We start from the raw sequence: 18,501 nt of genomic DNA on the forward strand, positions 1-18,501 counted from the left end.
GCTCCCACAGGATTGAGGTGAGGCGAAAGAAATGAGTAACGAAAAGTATGAAAAAGGCCTGCAAATCCGCACCCAGGTATTGGGCGAAGCCTATGTTCAGCGCTCGATCGAGAACGCCGACGACTTCACGCGTCCGCTGCAGGAAATGGTCACTGAATACTGCTGGGGCCATGTCTGGGGGCGTGAGGGTCTGTCGCTCAAGGAACGCAGCATGATCAACCTGGCGATGATCTCGGCGCTCAACCGCCCGCATGAACTCAAGCTGCATGTGCGTGGCGCCTTGCGTAACGGCCTGAGTCGTGAGCAAATACGCGAAATTCTGCTTCAGGTCGGCATTTATTGCGGCGTTCCGGCGGCCGTGGACAGTTTCCGGCTGGCCCGTGAAGCCTTTGCCGAAGCCGACGCCGAGGCCTCCAGTTAACCCTCGGCTGTTTTGATGCCCGTCTGGCATGGACAGCCAAGCTCAAGAGCGGACCCCATGAAACGCCAGCCACTCGACGACAGCTTCAAGGTCAATCGCAACCCCGTTACCCTGCGCGAAATCGTGCTGGACAAACTGCGTAGCGCGATCATGAATTTCCAGCTCATGCCAGGTGATCGTCTGGTCGAACGCGACCTGTGCGATCGTCTCGGCGTCAGCCGCACTTCGGTGCGCGAAGCTTTGCGTCACCTTGAATCCGAAGGTCTCGTCGAATTCGCAGATGCCAAAGGACCGCGCGTAGCCATCATCACCCTCGACGACGCCGTCGATATCTACGAACTGCGTTGTGTGCTCGAAGGCCTGATCGTGCAACTGTTCACCCTGCGCGCCAAAGCCAAGGACATCAAAGCCCTGGAAAAAGCCCTCGATGACAACCGCAAGGCGTTGAAGGACGGCGAACTGCAACAGGTGATCGACTCGGTGCAGGGCTTCTACGACGTGCTGCTCGAAGGCTCGGGCAACCATGTCGCCGCCACCCAATTGCGCCAGTTGCAGGCGCGCATCAGCTATCTGCGCGCGACCTCGGTGTCCCAGGAAAACCGACGCGGCGCGAGTAATCACGAGATGGAAAAAATGGTCGAGGCGATCAAGAGCGGTGATCCGCTGGCGGCGCATCAGGCGTGTGTCGATCACGTCCGCGCGGCGGCTGCCGTGGCCCTCGATTACCTCAAGCGCAAACAGGAAGAGACCGGCGTCGCCGTCAAAGGCACCCCGGCGATCACCCTGCCGATCGCGCTGAAAGAACCCCGCATAGGTCAATGACATGTTCAGCCCGAGCTTTTGCCCGAAATGCGGTGGCCCTGACCTCGGTCAGCAGACGCCGCCGGGCGATACGCACGAGCGCCTGATGTGCCGCGGCTGCGGCTATATCCACTACGTCAATCCGAAGATCATTGCCGGCTGCATCATCGAGCAGGACGGCAAATACCTCTTGTGCCAACGGGCGATTCCCCCGCGCCCCGGCACCTGGACGCTGCCGGCCGGTTTCATGGAAAGCTTTGAGACCACCGAGCAGGCGGCGCTGCGCGAAGTCTGGGAAGAAAGCGGCGTGCGCGCGGAAATCGTCTCGCCGTATTCGATCTTCAGCGTGCCGAAAATCAGCGAGGTGTACATCATATTCCGCGCCATCGCCCTGGAGATCACCGGGCAGTACGGGCCGGAGACCATGGATTACAAGTTCTTCGCCCCGGAAGAGATTCCGTGGGAGCAGATCTACTACCCGGCGATCCGGCAGATCCTCGAGCGCTATATCGAAGAGCGCCAGGCTGGGGTTTACGGGATTTACATGGGCAATGATGACAGCGGCAAGATCCATTTCATGCGCTAAAAATCACATGTCCCCTGATCGTTCCCACGCTCCGCGTGGGAATGCCTCTACGGACGCTCCGCGTTCGGCTCTGGATGGGACGCAGAGCGTCCCGGGCTGCATTCCCACGCGGAGCGTGGGAACGATCATCAGTGTGGCTTAAATTGAGTTGATGCCTTCAACGATGATGATCTCCGCCCTCGCCCATTCTTCGCGATAACTTTTCGCCTCCTGATACGCCGCCGAGCGGTAGCACGCGACGGCTGTTTCGTAGCTTTCAAACTCGATGATCACCGTGCGCTGTGGCGTCTGCCGTCCTTCCAGCGCTTCACTGCGCCCGCCTCTGGCGAGAAACTTGCCGCCGAATGCGGCAATCGCCTGCGGGGTGCGCTGGGTGTATTGGCTGTAGTGCTCGGCATCGGCTATATCCACATGTGCAATCCAGTACGCCTTCATAGTGACCTCTTTGTTGATTTTGTATTATGGTATACCAATATATTTCCAACGAACCCTGAGAGTCCAGCATGGCCTTCAACAGCATCGAAGAAATCATCGAAGATTATCGCCTCGGCAAAATGGTCCTGCTGGTCGATGACGAAGACCGCGAGAACGAAGGCGACCTGCTGCTGGCCGCCGACCGTTGCACGCCGGAGGCTATCAGCTTCATGGCCCGCGAAGCACGCGGGCTGATCTGCCTGACCCTCACCGACGAACACTGTCAGCGTCTGGGCTTGGAGCAAATGGTACCCGCCAACGGCAGTGTGTTCAGCACTGCATTTACCGTGTCGATCGAAGCGGCGGTTGGCGTGACTACCGGCATTTCTGCCGCGGACCGGGCCTGCACCGTTGCCGCCGCCGTCGCGCCGAATGCCCGCGCCGAAGACCTGGTGCAGCCCGGCCACATCTTCCCGCTGCGCGCCAAGGAAGGTGGCGTGCTGACCCGTGCCGGGCATACCGAGGCCGGTTGCGATCTGGCGCGTCTGGCCGGTTTCACCCCGGCCTCGGTGATCGTCGAAGTCATGAACGACGACGGCACCATGGCCCGCCGCCCGGATCTGGAGCAGTTCGCGCGCAAGCACGGGATCAAGATCGGCACCATCGCCGACCTGATCCACTATCGCCTGAGCACCGAGCACACCGTCGAACGCATCGGTGAACGAGAGCTGCCGACGGTGCATGGCACCTTCCGTTTGATCACCTTCGAAGATCGCATCGAAGGCGGTGTGCACATGGCGATGGTCATGGGCGACTTGCGTCGTGAAGAGCCGACACTGGTGCGCGTGCACGTGATCGATCCGCTGCGCGATCTGGTCGGCGCCGAGTACAGCGGGCCAACGAACTGGACGCTGTGGGCGGCGCTGCAACGGGTCGCGGCCGAGGGTCATGGGGTTGTGGTGGTGCTGGCCAATCATGAATCGTCGCAGGCGTTGCTCGAACGCGTGCCGCAGTTGACCCAGCCGCCACGGCAGTTCAGCCGTTCGCAATCGCGGATTTATTCCGAGGTCGGGACGGGGGCGCAGATTCTGCAGAACCTTGGGGTTGGCAAGCTGCGCCACCTCGGCCCACCGCTGAAGTATGCGGGGCTGACCGGGTATGACCTTGAGGTGGTTGAGAGCATTCCGTTCACCGAATAACCCTGTTATCGATGCTCCCCTGTGGCGAGGGGATTTATCCCCGTCGGGCTGCGAAGCGGCCCCGATTCCTGCCAACGCGATCCGCCAGAAATATCGCATGTCCCGCTTTCAGGGCTGCTCCGCAGCCCAACGGGGATAAATCCCCTCGCCACAGTTTCATTCGCTACACATTTGGATGAAGGCCGGAAAAACAGATCCGCCAGATAACCGGTAAGGCAAAGTGCTTGCACAAAGTTTGGAATACCATAATATGATATTCCATAGACCGGACGAACCGAAAAACCGTCCAGCTACTGCTCCCGACAGGCGGGCAACAACGCAAGGCCCGCTCAAAAACACAACAATGAGGGCGTGAACATGGTGTTGAACAAAGCTGCAACCGCGATCTTTTTCGCGGGACTGCTCAGCGTTACCGGCCAGGCTGCAATGGCTGCCGAAAGCGTGAATTTTGTCAGCTGGGGCGGTAGCACCCAGGATGCGCAGAAACAGGCCTGGGCCGATCCGTTCAGCAAGGCCAGCGGCATCACCGTCGTTCAGGACGGTCCCACCGACTACGGCAAACTCAAGGCAATGGTCGAGAGCGGCAACGTGCAGTGGGACGTGGTCGATGTCGAAGCCGATTTCGCCCTGCGCGCCGCTGCCGAAGGCCTGCTCGAACCCCTCGACTTCAAAGTGATCCAGCGCGACAGGATCGACCCGCGCTTCGTCAGCGATCACGGCGTCGGCTCGTTCTTCTTCTCCTTCGTCCTCGGCTACAACGAGGGCAAGCTCGGCGCCAACAAGCCGCAGGACTGGAGCGCGCTGTTCGACACCAAGACCTGGCCCGGCAAACGCGCCCTCTACAAATGGCCAAGCCCCGGCGTGCTCGAGCTGGCGCTGCTGGCCGACGGCGTTGCGGCTGACAAGCTCTACCCGCTGGATCTGGATCGCGCCTTCAAGAAACTCGACACCATCAAGAAAGACATCGTCTGGTGGGGCGGCGGCGCGCAGTCGCAGCAACTGCTGGCGTCCGGCGAAGCGAGCATGGGCCAGTTCTGGAACGGTCGGGTGCACGCCTTGCAGGAAGACGGCGCACCGGTCGGCGTGAGTTGGAAGCAGAACCTGGTCATGGCCGACATTCTGGTCATCCCCAAAGGCTCGAAAAACAAGGACGCGGCGATGAAGTTCCTCGCCAATGCCAGCAGCGCCAAAGGCCAGGCCGACTTCTCCAACCTGACCGCCTACGCGCCGGTCAACCTCGACAGTGTGGAGCGTCTGGATTCGACGCTGGCCCCCAACCTGCCGACGGCTTACGCCAAGGATCAGATCACCCTTGATTTCGCTTACTGGGCCAAGAACGGTCCGGCTATCGCGACACGGTGGAACGAATGGCTGGTCAAATGAAAATCGCGGCCACTGCGCCCCGTCCTTCCACTGCCACCGGGAGCGCCGCCGGCGCTGCCGGTTCGGCTTTCAAGCAACGCTGGCGCGGCGCCGGCAACCTCGTCCCGGCGCTGCTGTTCCTCGGCCTGTTCTTTCTCGCGCCGTTGATTGGCCTGCTGCTGCGCGGTGTGCTCGAACCTGTGCCGGGTCTCGGCAACTACGAGCAACTGTTCGCCAACTCGGCCTATGCGCGAGTGCTGCTCAACACCTTTTCGGTGGCCGGGCTGGTGACGCTGTTCAGCCTGCTGCTGGGCTTTCCGCTGGCCTGGGCGATCACTTTGGTGCCGCGCGGTTGGGGGCGCTGGATCCTCAACATCGTGCTGCTGTCGATGTGGACCAGCCTGCTCGCCCGCACCTATTCGTGGCTGGTGTTGCTGCAAGCCTCGGGCGTGATCAACAAGGCGCTGATGGCGCTGGGCATCATCGATCAACCGCTGGAGATGGTGCACAACCTCACGGGCGTGGTGATCGGCATGAGCTACATCATGATCCCGTTCATCGTGCTGCCGTTGCAGGCGACCATGCAGGCCATCGACCCGATGATCCTGCAGGCCGGCTCGATCTGCGGCGCCAGTCCGTGGACCAACTTCTTCCGAGTGTTCCTGCCGCTGTGCCGGCCGGGTCTGGCCTCCGGCGGTTTGATGGTGTTCGTGATGTCGCTCGGTTACTACGTCACCCCGGCGCTGCTCGGCGGGGCGCAGAACATGATGCTGCCGGAGTTCATCATTCAGCAGGTGCAATCGTTCCTCAACTGGGGCCTGGCCAGTGCCGGCGCCGCGTTGCTGATCGCAATCACCCTGGTGCTGTTCTACTTCTACCTGAAGCTTCAACCGGAATCCCCGGTTGGCGCCAGTAACGCGAGGTAAGCCGACATGCTCCTGACCCCTAATGCCATGAGCCGGCGCATGCGTTTCGGCCTCTACGCTACGACTGGGCTGATCGGTCTGTTCCTGCTGTTGCCGATCGTGTTCATCGTCCTGCTGTCGTTCGGCTCCTCGCAGTGGCTGGTGTTCCCGCCACCGGGCTGGACGCTGAAATGGTACGGCCAGTTCTTCTCCAATCCCGACTGGATGAACGCCGCTGCCGCCAGCCTCAAGGTCGCCGTGCTGACTACGATCTGCGCCGTGGCCCTCGGTCTGCCGACCGCGTTTGCGCTGGTGCGCGGGCGCTTTCCCGGCCGCGAGATGCTCTACGGCCTGTTCACCCTGCCGATGATCGTGCCGCTGGTGATCATCGCCGTGGCGGTGTACGCGCTGTTTCTCAAGCTCGGCTACACCGGGACCATGTTCGCTTTCGTCGTCAGCCACGTGATCGTCGCGCTGCCGTTCACCATCATCTCGATCATCAACTCGCTGAAGCTGTTCGATCAGTCGATTGAAGACGCGGCGGTAATCTGCGGTGCCTCGCGCTTGCAAGCGGTGTTCAAGGTGACGTTCCCGGCGATCCGTCCGGGGATGGTCGCCGGCGCGCTCTTCGCCTTCCTCGTCTCGTGGGACGAAGTGGTGCTCAGCGTGATGATGGCAAGCCCGACTCTGCAAACCCTTCCCGTGAAAATGTGGACCACCCTGCGCCAGGACCTGACCCCGGTGATCGCCGTCGCTTCGACGCTGCTGATCGGCCTGTCGGTATTGGTCATGGTGATCGCCGCCGCCCTGCGTCGGCGCAACGAAATCAGCGCCTGAGCGCCCAGGAGTACGACATGAGTGCCGTGATCAAAGACGCATCCCAGCAGAGCGACAAACCCCTGGTCAGCCTGCGCAACCTGAACAAGCACTACGGCGATTTCGCTGCCGTCGACAATATCTCGCTGGACATCAAGGACGGCGAATTCCTCACGTTCCTCGGCTCCAGCGGCTCGGGCAAAAGCACCACGCTGTCGATGCTCGCCGGGTTTGAAACACCGAGCAGCGGCGAGATCCTCGTCAACGGCCAGTCGCTGGTCAACGTGCCGCCGCACAAGCGCGACATCGGCATGGTCTTCCAGCGCTATTCGCTGTTCCCGCATCTGTCGGTGCGCGACAACATCGCCTTCCCTCTGGCCATTCGCAAACTGGCGACGGCCGAGCGCGAAAAACGCGTCGATGCGATGTTGAAGCTGGTGCAGCTCGAACAGTTCGCCCATCGCCGCCCTTCGCAACTGTCCGGCGGTCAGCAACAACGTGTCGCCATCGCCCGGGCGCTGGTTTACGAGCCACGCATCCTGCTGATGGACGAACCGCTGGGCGCGCTGGACAAGAAGCTGCGCGAGGACTTGCAGGATGAACTGCGCCAGCTGCACCGGCGCCTGGGTATCACCATCGTTTACGTGACCCACGACCAGGAAGAAGCCATGCGGCTGTCGCAACGCATCGCGATTTTCAGCCACGGCAAGATTGTCGGCTTGGGCAGCGGGTATGACCTTTATCAGAATCCGCCGAATGCGTTTGTCGCGTCGTTTCTGGGCAATTCGAACTTCCTCAAGCTCAAGGCACAAGGCAATGCAGCAGCGAGTTTCGAGGGTCAGTCGTTGTCGATTCGGCTGACGTCCGGGTTGCACACTGATCAGGATGTGCTGCTGATGGTGCGTCCGGAAAAGGCCTTGGCGCTGAGCACGCAGCAGGCGCTGGATGAGCCGCTGGCGGCAGGCTGGAATGAGGTATCGGCGAATGTTGTGGAGGTGCTGTTTCTCGGTGAGAGCCAGACGTGCAGCGTGGTCACTGCGGGCGGGACGTCGATGACGGTGAAAGCCCTGTCGGCAGCGGGCATGCCACTCAAGGCCGGCGATCCGGTACGAGTGCGCTGGGCGACGGCGGATGCTTGTGTTTACACCGAATGGACCGAGAGCGATTTGAACAAGGCAGCAGGTGCTCACTGAGGACACCTGTTGGAGCTGCCGCAGGCTGCGATTTTTTGATCTTGCTGTTAAAAACAAGATTAACAGATCGCAGCCTCGTTTCACTCGACAGCTCCTACAGGGTTTCACGGTGCTCAGAGGATCGGGACAAAACCCTCAATCTCATCCGGCCAAGCCGTCAGCACTTCGAACCCGCTCTCCGTCACCGCGACCATATGCTCCCACTGCGCCGACAACGAGCCATCCTTGGTCAATACGGTCCAGCCATCAGGCATGTTCTTCACATGGCGTTTGCCGGCATTGAGCATCGGTTCCACGGTGAAAATCATCCCGGCCTTGAGCTTCAGCCCTTGATTGGGAAAGCCGTAATGCAGGATTTGCGGTTCGTCGTGATAGACCTTGCCGATGCCGTGGCCGCAGTATTCGCGTACCACGCTGAAGCCCTCCGCCTCCGCCAGGCTCTGGATTGCGTGACCGATATCGCCCAGCGTTGCGCCCGGTTTCACTGCGCGAATGCCCGCGCACATCGCGTCGTAAGTGGTCTTGATCAGGTGCTGCGCTTCAGGAGTCGCCTCACCCACGACGTACATGCGGCTGGTATCACCGAACCAGCCATCCTTGATCACGGCGATGTCGAGGTTGACGATGTCGCCGTCTTTCAATGGCGTACCCGATGGAATCCCGTGGCACACCACGTCATTGACCGACGCGCAGACGGTTTTCGGAAAGCCGTGATAACCGACGTTGGCCGGCACGGCTTTCTGCACATTGACGATGTAATCGTTGCACAACCGGTCCAGCTCATCGGTGGTCACCCCGGCCTTCACATGCGGCACCAGCATTGCCAGCACTTCAGCGGCGAGTTTGCCGGCGGCGCGGGATTTTTCGATGTCGGCCGGCGTGTTGATCTTGATCTGGTTTCTCATGCGCTGACGGCTTCCTGAGTCAGTTGTTGCAGATCCAGTCCGCCGTTCTGTTCGGCGCGGATCAGCAGGCGGCAAATGGCGCTGTGGTCGAGCTTGGGATGCAGCTCGGCGAGCATGCCGATGCGCATCCAGTGCTCGGCCTGCGCGTTGATCGAGCGGCTGAGGGCGTTGCTGGAGATGCGCAGGTTCTCGTGCATGTCCTCTGAAATTTTTACGATGCCCATATATGAATCCGATACGATGTGTATATGGAACGTATATTAATCAGTGCATACGGCCGATTGCAATGCCAACGGCAAAATCGACGCTGTGGCAGATTCGCCCCCCCTCCACCGCGCAAATCGACTACCATGCCGCCGCCGGTTTCCACACGGAATTAATAGGGAATCCGAAATGCTTGCACAGCATCAATCGGAACTGCCCCCGCAACTGTAGGTGCCGAGCCTGCTCCTCGACTGCCACTGGGTGAATCCCGGGAAGGCCGGAGCGTGGCGATGACGCATCAGTCAGGAGACCTGCCGGCACAGTGACTGACTAACCGGCGGGGTGTCCGGGAAGGACATCGTGCCGTGCGCATTTTCCCTGTGCCGGCCTTGCGCAGTTTCCACGACCGCGCCCGAGGTGTGTTTCCAACCGTACCCGCCTGCTCCCGTACGGTTCTCCTGGAGACTGCCCCATGCTGCTGCCCCGCGTTGCCACCCTGCTCACCGCTTTGAGCCTTTGCGCCCTGGCGCAAGCGGCGCCGACTGCGTATCCGCTGACCGTGGAAAACTGTGGCAGCAGCCTGACCTTTCAGCACGCGCCTGCGCGCACGGTGACCATCGGCCAGGCCGGTACGGAAATGCTTTATGCCTTGGGCCTGGGCGACAAAGTCGTCGGCACCTCGTTGTGGTTCAACGACGTGCTGGGCACATACAAAGCGCAGAACGACAGGATCGAGCGCCTCGCCGACAACGAGCCGAGTTTCGAAGCGGTGATCGCCAAACGCCCGGAACTGGTAGCCGTCGAGCTGGAATGGATGGTCGGCCCGCAAGGCGCGGTCGGCACCCGCGAGCAGTTTCATGAACTGAAGATTCCGACCTATCTGCTGCCCTCCGATTGCGAAGCCAAGGACAACCTCGTCGGCTCGGACGGCACGCGGCTGGCGCCGTTTCGCATCGACAGCATCTACAAAGCCGTGAGCCAGCTCGCAGCGATTTTCGATGTGCAGGCGCGTGGCGAGCAGCTCAATGACCAGCTCAAAGCCAGCCTCGCGCAGTCGATCGCCACGGCGAAAAAGCAGCAGCGCAAAGACGTCAGCGCCCTGGTGTGGTTCTCCAGCGCCGAGATGGACATCGAGCCTTTCGTGGCCGGGCACAAAGGCGTTCCCGATTTCATGCTCAGCACCCTCGGCGTGCGCAACGTGGTCGAGTCGGATGAAGAATGGCCGACCGTCGGCTGGGAAACCATCGCCAAGGCCAACCCGACATTTCTGGTGATCGCGCGCATGGATCGTCGACGTTTCCCGGCGGACGACTATCAGAAAAAACTCGCCTTCCTGCGCAGTGATCCGGTGACGCGCAACATGGACGCGGTCAAGCACAACCGCATCATCATCCTTGACGCCATGGCCATGCAGGCCAGCCTGCGCACCTTCGACGGCCTCGCACAACTGGCCAGCGCGATCAACGGCTACGACCTGTCGCCATGAGCAGACGCCTGATCCGATTGCTGCTGGTGCTGTTGACGCTGTCGGTCGCGCTGATTGGCGGCGTGGCCATTGGCGAGACTTCGATCGAGCCGAGCGTAGTGTTGCAGGTGCTGGCCAACAAGCTGTGGGGCGCCGGTTATGTGCTCGACCCGATCGACGAAGGCATCGTCTGGAACTATCGCCTGACCCGCGCGCTGGTCGCGGCGGCCTGCGGCGCCGGCCTGGCGACGTGCGGGGTGATCCTGCAATCGCTGCTGCGCAATCCGTTGGCCGATCCGTATCTGCTGGGTATTTCTGCTGGCGCCTCGACCGGCGCGGTGATGGTCGCCCTGCTCGGCGTCGGTGCCGGGGCGATTTCATTGTCAGTCGGTGCTTTTGCCGGCGCGGTGACCGCTTTCGTACTGGTGATCCTGTTGGCGCGGGTCAGCGGCTCGGCCAGTAGCACCGGGCAGATCATTCTGGCCGGGATTGCCGGCTCGCAATTGTTCAACGCCCTCACCGCTTTCCTGATCACCCGCTCGGCCAGCTCCGAACAAGCGCGCGGGATCATGTTCTGGTTGTTGGGCAATCTCGGCGGCGTGCGCTGGCCGTCGGTGTGGCTGGCGGTCCCAGTGGCCTTGCTCGGGCTGGTCGTTTGCCTGTGGCACCGGCGGGCGCTGGATGCGTTCACCTTTGGCGCGGATTCGGCAGCCTCCCTCGGTATTGCCGTGCGCCGAGTGCAGATCCTGCTGATTGGCTGCGCCGCGCTGGTGACGGCGGTGATGGTGTCGATTGTCGGCTCGATCGGTTTTGTCGGCCTGGTGATTCCCCATGCCGCGCGGTTGTTGCTCGGCACGGGGCATGCGCGTCTGTTGCCCGCCAGTGCGCTGGGCGGTGCGGTGTTTCTGATTGCCGCCGATGTGCTGTCGCGCACCCTGATCAAGGGTCAGGTGATCCCGGTCGGCGTGATCACTGCGTTGGTCGGCGCGCCGGTATTCGCGCTGATTCTGGTGGGCCGGAGATCGGCGCGATGAACACGGTTTTGAGTTGTGCGGGTGTGGGCTTCAAAGTGCGCGGTGCCGAGTTGCTCAATGGTGTCAGCCTCGACGTTCAGCGCGACGAGACTCTCGGCATTGTCGGGCCGAACGGTTCGGGGAAATCCACTTTGCTGAAGCTGCTCGCCGGCTTGCGTGAACCGAGCGCGGGCCATGTGCAGCTCGGAGGTCAGGCGCTGGGCAAAATGTCGCGGCGCAGCATCGCGCAGACACTCGCGGTGGTTGAGCAACAGGCCGATACCGACGATGGCATTCGCGTGTTCGACGCGGTGGCGCTGGGGCGCACGCCGTGGTTGTCGGCGCTGCAACCGTGGTCGCCCGCCGATGATGCCATCGTCGAGCAAGCGCTGGTCGACGTCGACGCCGTGCACCTGCGCAACCGCCTCTGGCGCAGCCTCTCCGGCGGGGAACGCCAGCGCGTGCACATCGCCCGCGCACTGGCGCAGCGCCCGCAGATCCTGCTGCTCGACGAGCCGGCCAACCATCTCGATATCCAGCATCAGTTGAGCATTCTGCAAGTGGTGCGCGCACTGCCGGTGACTACGTTGATCGCCCTGCACGATCTCAATCAGGCGCTCAAATGCGATCGCCTGGCAGTGCTGGAGCGCGGGCGTCTGGTCGCGCTTGGCGAGCCGCTGCACGTGCTGACGCCGGAGCGTTTACAGACGACTTTCGGCGTCAGGGCGCACTATCTGACGGACCCGTTCGATGGTGCACCGATATTGCGTTTCCTTGCCTGATGCATGTGTAGCTGACACACCACTTTCGCGAGCAGGCTCGCTCCCACAAGGAGTTTGTGTGTTGCCGTGAATGACAGGGGGAACGCGAATTCTGTGGGAGCGAGCCTGCTCGCGAAGGCGTCAGGTCATCCAACATGGTGTCGACTGACACACCGCTTTCGCGAGCAGGCTCGCTCCCACAAAGGATTTGTGTGTTGCCGTGAATGACGGGGAGAACGCGAATTCTGTGGGAGCGAGCCTGCTCGCGAAGGCGTCAGGTCATCCAACATGGTGTCGATTGACACACCGCTTTCGCGAGCAGGCTCGCTCCCACAGGGTTCTGTATTCCAGGGCGGTAAAGGGTCAGGCCCACTCTTTGCGCAGTTGCCGCGCGGCGCTGACCATGTGCACCAGCGCCGCTTCGGTCTCTGGCCAGCCTCGGGTTTTCAGCCCGCAATCCGGATTGACCCACAGCCGCTCAACCGGAATACGCTGCGCCGCCTTGCGCAGCAAGCCAACCATTTCCGACACATCGGGAATCCGTGGCGAGTGAATATCGTAGACGCCCGGGCCGATGTCGTTCGGGTAGGCGAACGCTTCAAACGCTTCGAGCAGTTCCATGTCCGAACGCGAGGTTTCGATGGTAATGACATCGGCGTCCATCGCCGCGATCGACTCGATCACATCGTTGAATTCGCTGTAGCACATGTGCGTGTGGATCTGCGTTTCGTCGCGCACGCCGGAGGCGCACAGGCGGAACGCTGCGCTTGCCCATTCCAGATACGCCGGCCACTGCGCCCGGCGTAACGGCAAGCCTTCACGGAACGCCGCTTCGTCGATCTGCACGATTTTGATTCCCGCCGCTTCCAGATCATTCACCTCGTCACGGATCGCCAGCGCCAGTTGTCGTGCCTGCACTTCGCGACTGACGTCTTCGCGAGGGAACGACCACATCAGCATGGTCACCGGGCCGGTCAGCATGCCTTTCATGACCTTGTCGGTGAGGCCCTGGGCGTAGCGGATCCACTCGACCGTCATCGCTTTCGAGCGGCTCAGGTCACCGAAAATCACCGCTGGCTTGACGCAGCGCGAACCATAGCTCTGCACCCAGCCAAAGCGGGTGAAGGCATAGCCGTCGAGCTGTTCGGCGAAGTATTCGACCATGTCGTTGCGCTCGGCCTCACCGTGCACCAGCACATCCAGGCCGAGGCGTTCTTGAATTTCCACCGCGTGGCGAATCTCCGTGTGCATCGCATCGGTGTAATCGGCCGCGCTGAGCTTGCCTTGCTTGTAAGCCTGACGCGCCAGACGGATCGCCGCCGTTTGCGGAAACGAACCAATGGTGGTGGTCGGGAATAACGGCAGGTCGAGCTTGCCGCGCTGTTTGGCAATACGCTGAGCAAACGGCGATTGGCGTTGCGCATCCTTGGCAGTGATCGCCGCGACCCGCGTTTGCACCTCAGGTTTGTGAATGCGCGGTGAGGCGGCGCGGCTGGTTTGTACCGAACGACTTTGCGCCAGTGCCCGCAGCACCTGCGGCGCTTCCGGCTCGCTGACCGCTTGGGCGAGCACGGCGACCTCTTCGCACTTCTGCACGGCAAACGCCAGCCAGCTCTTGAGTTCCGAATCGAGCTGGTCTTCCCGGCCCAGATCAACCGGACTGTGCAGCAACGAGCAGGACGGCGCCACCCACAAGCGATCACCCAGACGCTCATGGGCATGACGCAGCGTCGCCAGCGCGTTTTGCAGATCGCAGCGCCAGACGTTCCGACCGTTGACCACACCCAGCGACAGCACTTTATAGGCCGGCAGACGATCCAGAATGGTCGGGTATTGATCCGGCGCGCGCACCAGATCGATGTGCAGGCCGTCGACCGGCAGGTTCGCCGCCAGACCGAGGTTTTCTTCCAGACCACCGAAGTACGTGGCGAGCAGTTTTGTCAGCGGATCGCGCTGGATCTGGTTGTAGGCGCGCTCGAAGGCATTCTTCCAGTCCTGAGGCAGATCGAGCACCAGAATCGGCTCGTCGATCTGCACCCACTCCACACCCAACGCCGCCAGCCGCGCGAAGATCTGGCCGTACAGCGGCAGCAGGCGATCAAGCAAATCGAGCTTGTCGAAATCGGCGCCTTTGGTTTTGCCCAACCACAGATAGGTCAGCGGGCCAATGATCACCGGTTTGACGTTGTGCCCCAGCGCACGGGCCTCTTCGGTTTCTTCAAACAGCTGCTCCCAACCCAGCTGAAATTGTTGATCGACGCTGAATTCCGGTACGAGGTAGTGATAGTTGGTGTCGAACCACTTGGTCATTTCCTGAGCGTGGCCTTCGCCGCAGCAAGTATTGCTGACGCCTCGGGCCATGCTGAACAGCGTATGCAGCGTGGCTTTGCCGTCATGCGGGCGGAAGCGCTCGGGGATCACGCCGAACATCAGCGAGTGGCTCAGCACCTGGTCGTACCAGGCGAAATCGCCAACCGGCAGCAAGTCGATGCCGGCGTTTTTCTGCAAGTCCCAATGGACCTTGCGCAGCTCACGCCCGACGTCACGCAGGCCCGCCTCGTTCAGTTCTCCTTTCCAGAACGCCTCTTGCGCTTTCTTCAGTTCGCGGTCGCGACCGATGCGCGGAAATCCAAGGGAATGGGCCAGTGCCATGACAAACAACTCCAGATGCTTATTCGATGGCGGGTATTGTCGGGAACCGGACTTGATGAAACAAACTCAATAAATTCCAGATCATCACAAGTTCTACTCATGCACAGCCGCCCCGTAGGAGCTGTCGAAGGCTGCGATCTTCTGGCCGTAGGGACGCAGAGCGTCCAAGGCTGCATTCCCACGCGGAGCGTGGGAACGATCAGAACACGTCAGGGCAACATGCAAGTTTTCGTTCTATCGTTAGATCCAAATGGCTGGATTTTCCAAGGATTAGAGGTTGCGAGAGAAGATGTCAGCGCCTAAGTTGCACGCGAGTCTTTTCCCCGCGATTGGAACGCGATCAACACCATAAAGAGGTGAAGAAATGTCGAAGGAATCACGCCCTGCCGTGCTTGGGCTGATAGGCAATACTCCGCTGGTGCAGGTCACCCGCTTCGATACCGGACCGTGCACGCTGTTTCTCAAACTTGAATCACAGAACCCCGGCGGCTCGATCAAGGACCGTATCGGTCTGGCGATGATCGACGCTGCGGAACGTGACGGTCGCCTGCAACCGGGCGGGACGATTGTCGAGGCCACTGCCGGCAATACCGGTCTGGGTCTGGCGCTGGTCGGCCGAGCGAAAGGCTATCGTGTGGTGCTGGTGGTGCCGGACAAGATGTCCACCGAGAAAGTCCTGCACTTGAAGGCCATGGGCGCCGAAGTGCACATCACTCGTTCTGACGTCGGCAAGGGCCATCCCGAGTATTACCAGGACGTCGCCGCGCGTTTGGCCAAGGACATTCCCGGCGCGTTTTTCGCCGACCAATTCAACAATCCCGCCAACCCGCTGGCCCATGAATGCAGCACCGCACCGGAAATCTGGGCGCAGACCGAACATGATCTGGACGCCATTGTCGTCGGCGTCGGATCGGCCGGCACGCTGACCGGATTGAGTCGCTTCTTCAAGCGCGTGCAGCCGGATCTGGAAATGGTCCTCGCCGATCCCGTCGGCTCGGTAATGGCGCAATACAGCCGCGACGGCACCTTGTCGACGCCCGGTTCGTGGGCCGTCGAGGGTATCGGCGAAGACTTCATTCCGTCGATCACTGACCTGTCCAGCGTGCGCCACGCCTACTCGATCAGCGACGCGGAAAGCTTCGATCATGCCCGCCAGTTGCTCAAGGCCGAGGGCATTCTCGGCGGCTCATCGACCGGCACCCTGTTCGCTGCCGCGCTGCGTTATTGCCGCGAGCAGACCGAGCCGAAACGCGTAGTCAGTTTCGTCTGCGACACCGGCACGCGCTACCTGTCGAAGGTCTACAACGACCAGTGGATGACCGATCAGGGCCTGTTGCAGCGCAAGGGCTACGGCGATCTGCGCGATTTGATCGCACGGCGTTTCGAGGACGGCCGGGTGATCAGCGTCGGCCCGGACGACACCCTGCTCACGGCCTTCCAGCGCATGCGTCTGGCGGACGTTTCGCAACTGCCGGTGCTGGTCGAAGGCAAGCAACTGGTGGGCGTGATCGACGAGTCCGACATTCTCCTCGGCGTCCACGAAGATGCCGCACGTTTCAGCCAGTCGGTGTCGAGTGTGATGACCGACAAACTGCAAACCCTCGCCCCGGCTGCGAGCCTGGCCGAGCTGGAATCGGTGCTCAGCCGTGGCCTCGTCGCGATCATCGCCGATGCCTCCGGCTTCCATGGCCTGATCACCCGCACCGACATGCTCAACCAATTACGGAGATCCCTTGCATGAATCAGCACGACGATAAATCCCAAGGCTTCGCCACCCGGGTGATCCACGCCGGGCAAGAGCCGGACCCGACCACCGGCGCGCTGATGCCGCCGATCTACGCCAACTCCACCTACCTGCAAGACAGCCCCGGCGTGCACAAGGGGTTCGACTACGGCCGCTCGCACAACCCGACGCGCTTCGCCCTGGAGCGCTGCGTCGCCGACCTCGAAGGCGGCACCCGCGCGTTCGCCTTCGCCTCAGGGCTGGCGGCGATTTCCACGGTATTGGAACTGCTCGACGCCGGCTCACACATCGTCTCCGGCAATGACTTGTACGGCGGCACATTCCGCCTGTTCGACAAGGTCCGCCAGCGCAGTGCCGGGCACCGTTTCAGCTTCGTCGACCTGACCGACCTGTCGGCGTTCGAAGCGTCGCTACAGGACGACACGCGCATGGTCATGGTCGAAACCCCGACCAACCCGCTGCTGAGCCTGTCGGATCTGGCCGCCATCGCGCGCATCTGCCGCGCGCGCGGGATCATCTGCGTGGCCGACAACACCTTCGCCAGCCCCTACATCCAGCGCCCACTGGAGTTGGGTTTCGACATCGTCCTGCACTCGACCACCAAATACCTCAACGGCCACTCCGACGTGATCGGCGGCATTGCCGTGGTCGGGCAGAACGCCGAACTGGCGGAAAAACTCGGCTTCCTGCAGAACGCCGTCGGCGCAATTTCCGGGCCGTTCGATGCGTTCCTCACTCTGCGCGGGGTGAAGACTTTGGCGCTGCGCATGGAACGTCACTGCAGCAACGCCCTGGACCTGGCGCAGTGGCTCGAAAAGCAACCGCAGGTCAAACGCGTCTACTATCCGGGCCTTGAGTCGCACCCGCAGCACGAACTGGCCAAGCGGCAGATGCGTGGTTTTGGCGGGATGATTTCTGTTGATCTGAACAGCGATCTGGCCGGCGCACGGCGCTTTCTCGAGAACGTGCAGATCTTTGCACTGGCGGAAAGTCTGGGTGGCGTGGAGAGCCTGATCGAACATCCGGCGATCATGACCCACGCGACCATCCCGCCGGAAACCCGCGCGAAGCTGGGGATTGGCGATGGGCTGGTGCGGTTGTCGGTGGGGGTCGAAGACATTGAAGACCTGCGCGCCGATCTGGCTCAGGCACTGGCAAAAATGTAAACAGCTCCGCACGAAGAAGCCCGCGCAATGCGGGCTTCGTCTTTTTTTGTCCGTCGATCTTTCCACCATGGCAGTTTCCGAGGCCGATCCTATACTCAATCGGCTCGATCAGGATTATCTCGACACCCGCACGCCGCTCGGTGTGCCCGTGCCTTTCGCCAACCAGGTAAAACCCAAGCCAATGAGTCGTGGCGTTTGTATGCATCGCGCGCGATTGATCGCTGTATGGCAGCCGGGTCGTGGAGAAAACCATGAAATACAAGTTGTTGTCAGGGGTGCTTCTTGCGGTAGCGGCCAGCGTTGTGGTGCCGAATGTCTTGGCGGCGCAACCGCAGGCGTTGGCTTCGGATGGGGCTGATCATGTTGGCGCAGGCGCTGTGGCTGCCGATGGCGCTGATCGTGTCGGCGCAGGCGCAGTCGCTGCCGATGGTGCTGATCGTGTCGGTGCCGGGGCATTGGCTGCCGATGGTGCTGATCGTGTCGGTGCCGGCGCGGTGGCTGCCGATGGCGCTGATCGTGTCGGTGCCGGCGCGGTGGCTGCCGATGGTGCTGATCGCGTCGGTGCCGGCGCTGTGGCTGCCGATGGTGCTGATCGCGTCGGTGCAGGCGCTGTGGCTGCCGATGGCGCTGATCGTGTCGGTGCCGGTGCGGTGGCTGCAGATGGCGCTGATCGTGTCGGTGCTGGCGCGGCGGCTGCCGATGGAGCTGATCGTGTCGGTGCCGGAGCATTGGCAGCGGATGGGGCCGACCGCACCGGCGTCAACCGAGTGGCCTACTCCCGGGTCGGAGTCGGTTCTGATCGCGTGGCATCGGCGCTGATGACCGGCAGCTATTCCGACCAGTTCAACAGCCCACAATAATCGCCGCGAAATAACGGGCGAGCTCCTGAGCCGC

At 61.7% G+C, this 18,501-nt stretch carries 18 protein-coding genes and 1 riboswitch; of the genes, 14 read left to right on the forward strand and 4 right to left on the reverse strand.

The genetic code is table 11. The annotated features are described in order from the left end of the window. The first annotated feature begins 31 nt into the window (after positions 1–31). Genes J5M66_RS15965 through J5M66_RS15975 form a run of 3 tightly spaced genes read left to right on the forward strand, consistent with a single transcriptional unit; the run spans position 32 to position 1,808 of the window. The gene (locus J5M66_RS15965) at positions 32–421 is read left to right on the forward strand and encodes a carboxymuconolactone decarboxylase family protein (protein WP_024013190.1); all 390 of its coding nucleotides are present in this window, start codon (positions 32–34) and stop codon (positions 419–421) included. 57 nt (positions 422–478) lie between these two features. Next, positions 479–1,243: a GntR family transcriptional regulator gene (locus J5M66_RS15970; protein ID WP_016775014.1), complete on the forward strand. Its 765-nt coding sequence runs from the start codon at positions 479–481 to the stop codon at positions 1,241–1,243. Position 1,244: 1 nt separating this feature from the next. Continuing rightward, the gene (locus tag J5M66_RS15975; protein WP_016775015.1) at positions 1,245–1,808 is read left to right on the forward strand and encodes an NUDIX hydrolase; all 564 of its coding nucleotides are present in this window, start codon (positions 1,245–1,247) and stop codon (positions 1,806–1,808) included. A gap of 138 nt (positions 1,809–1,946) precedes the next feature. On the opposite strand, the gene J5M66_RS15980 is transcribed toward J5M66_RS15975, so the two are convergent. Further along, positions 1,947–2,243: a DUF1330 domain-containing protein gene (locus J5M66_RS15980; RefSeq protein WP_207808635.1), complete on the reverse strand. Its 297-nt coding sequence runs from the start codon at positions 2,241–2,243 to the stop codon at positions 1,947–1,949. A gap of 68 nt (positions 2,244–2,311) precedes the next feature. Here J5M66_RS15980 and ribBA point away from each other — a divergent pair, with 68 nt between their 5' ends. From ribBA to J5M66_RS16005, 5 genes are all read left to right on the forward strand, one after another. Continuing rightward, complete coding sequence (ribBA, locus tag J5M66_RS15985) at positions 2,312–3,421, forward strand: bifunctional 3,4-dihydroxy-2-butanone-4-phosphate synthase/GTP cyclohydrolase II (RefSeq protein WP_123442274.1); 1,110 nt, start codon at positions 2,312–2,314, stop codon at positions 3,419–3,421. A 357-nt stretch (positions 3,422–3,778) separates the two neighbouring features. Then, positions 3,779–4,804 carry an ABC transporter substrate-binding protein gene (locus J5M66_RS15990; protein WP_123442273.1) on the forward strand — a complete coding sequence of 342 codons (1,026 nt, stop codon included), beginning with the start codon at positions 3,779–3,781 and terminating at the stop codon, positions 4,802–4,804. Continuing rightward, a complete protein-coding gene (locus tag J5M66_RS15995) occupies positions 4,801–5,709 on the forward strand; it encodes an ABC transporter permease (protein WP_024013193.1) in 909 nt (302 codons plus the stop codon). The genes J5M66_RS15990 and J5M66_RS15995 overlap by 4 nt, the downstream gene beginning before the upstream one ends. Positions 5,710–5,715: 6 nt before the next feature. Beyond that, a complete protein-coding gene (locus tag J5M66_RS16000; RefSeq protein WP_007918021.1) occupies positions 5,716–6,525 on the forward strand; it encodes an ABC transporter permease in 810 nt (269 codons plus the stop codon). Between the two features lie 17 nt (positions 6,526–6,542). Continuing rightward, entirely contained in the window at positions 6,543–7,697 is a 1,155-nt protein-coding gene (locus J5M66_RS16005; protein WP_123442272.1) for an ABC transporter ATP-binding protein, read from the forward strand. A gap of 113 nt (positions 7,698–7,810) precedes the next feature. On the opposite strand, the gene map is transcribed toward J5M66_RS16005, so the two are convergent. Next, complete coding sequence (gene map / locus J5M66_RS16010) at positions 7,811–8,602, reverse strand: type I methionyl aminopeptidase (RefSeq protein ID WP_207808633.1); 792 nt, start codon at positions 8,600–8,602, stop codon at positions 7,811–7,813. Next, positions 8,599–8,826, reverse strand: a complete 228-nt coding sequence (locus J5M66_RS16015) for a ParD-like family protein (RefSeq protein WP_123442271.1) — start codon at positions 8,824–8,826, stop codon at positions 8,599–8,601. The genes map and J5M66_RS16015 overlap by 4 nt, the downstream gene beginning before the upstream one ends. A 119-nt stretch (positions 8,827–8,945) precedes the next feature. Further along, positions 8,946–9,140, forward strand: a riboswitch (cobalamin riboswitch). 138 nt (positions 9,141–9,278) lie between these two features. Between J5M66_RS16015 and J5M66_RS16020 the strand changes: the two genes are divergently transcribed. From J5M66_RS16020 to J5M66_RS16030, 3 genes are read left to right on the forward strand one after another with little or no spacing between them, the layout of a single operon-like run. Then, entirely contained in the window at positions 9,279–10,292 is a 1,014-nt protein-coding gene (locus tag J5M66_RS16020) for an ABC transporter substrate-binding protein (protein ID WP_123442270.1), read from the forward strand. 8 nt (positions 10,293–10,300) lie between these two features. Continuing rightward, positions 10,301–11,305, forward strand: a complete 1,005-nt coding sequence (locus J5M66_RS16025) for an iron ABC transporter permease (protein WP_207808678.1) — start codon at positions 10,301–10,303, stop codon at positions 11,303–11,305. Continuing rightward, a complete protein-coding gene (locus tag J5M66_RS16030; RefSeq protein WP_207808631.1) occupies positions 11,302–12,066 on the forward strand; it encodes an ABC transporter ATP-binding protein in 765 nt (254 codons plus the stop codon). Before J5M66_RS16025 ends, J5M66_RS16030 begins: the two co-directional genes overlap by 4 nt. 342 nt (positions 12,067–12,408) lie before the next feature. Here J5M66_RS16030 and metE read toward each other — a convergent pair whose 3' ends face one another. Further along, a complete protein-coding gene (metE, locus tag J5M66_RS16035) occupies positions 12,409–14,697 on the reverse strand; it encodes a 5-methyltetrahydropteroyltriglutamate--homocysteine S-methyltransferase (protein WP_207808629.1) in 2,289 nt (762 codons plus the stop codon). 364 nt (positions 14,698–15,061) lie between these two features. Here metE and J5M66_RS16040 point away from each other — a divergent pair, with 364 nt between their 5' ends. The 3 genes from J5M66_RS16040 (at position 15,062) to J5M66_RS16050 (ending at position 18,426) form a co-directional block, all read left to right on the forward strand. After that, entirely contained in the window at positions 15,062–16,438 is a 1,377-nt protein-coding gene (locus tag J5M66_RS16040; protein WP_122611557.1) for a pyridoxal-phosphate dependent enzyme, read from the forward strand. Then, positions 16,435–17,607 carry a cystathionine gamma-synthase gene (locus tag J5M66_RS16045; RefSeq protein ID WP_207808627.1) on the forward strand — a complete coding sequence of 391 codons (1,173 nt, stop codon included), beginning with the start codon at positions 16,435–16,437 and terminating at the stop codon, positions 17,605–17,607. The genes J5M66_RS16040 and J5M66_RS16045 overlap by 4 nt, the downstream gene beginning before the upstream one ends. 348 nt (positions 17,608–17,955) lie before the next feature. Next, entirely contained in the window at positions 17,956–18,426 is a 471-nt protein-coding gene (locus tag J5M66_RS16050; RefSeq protein WP_207808625.1) for a hypothetical protein, read from the forward strand. Positions 18,427–18,501: the final 75 nt, after the last annotated feature.

It is taken from the genome of Pseudomonas sp. 67(2021), assembly GCF_017491835.1.
Classification (GTDB): domain Bacteria; phylum Pseudomonadota; class Gammaproteobacteria; order Pseudomonadales; family Pseudomonadaceae; genus Aquipseudomonas; species Aquipseudomonas atacamensis.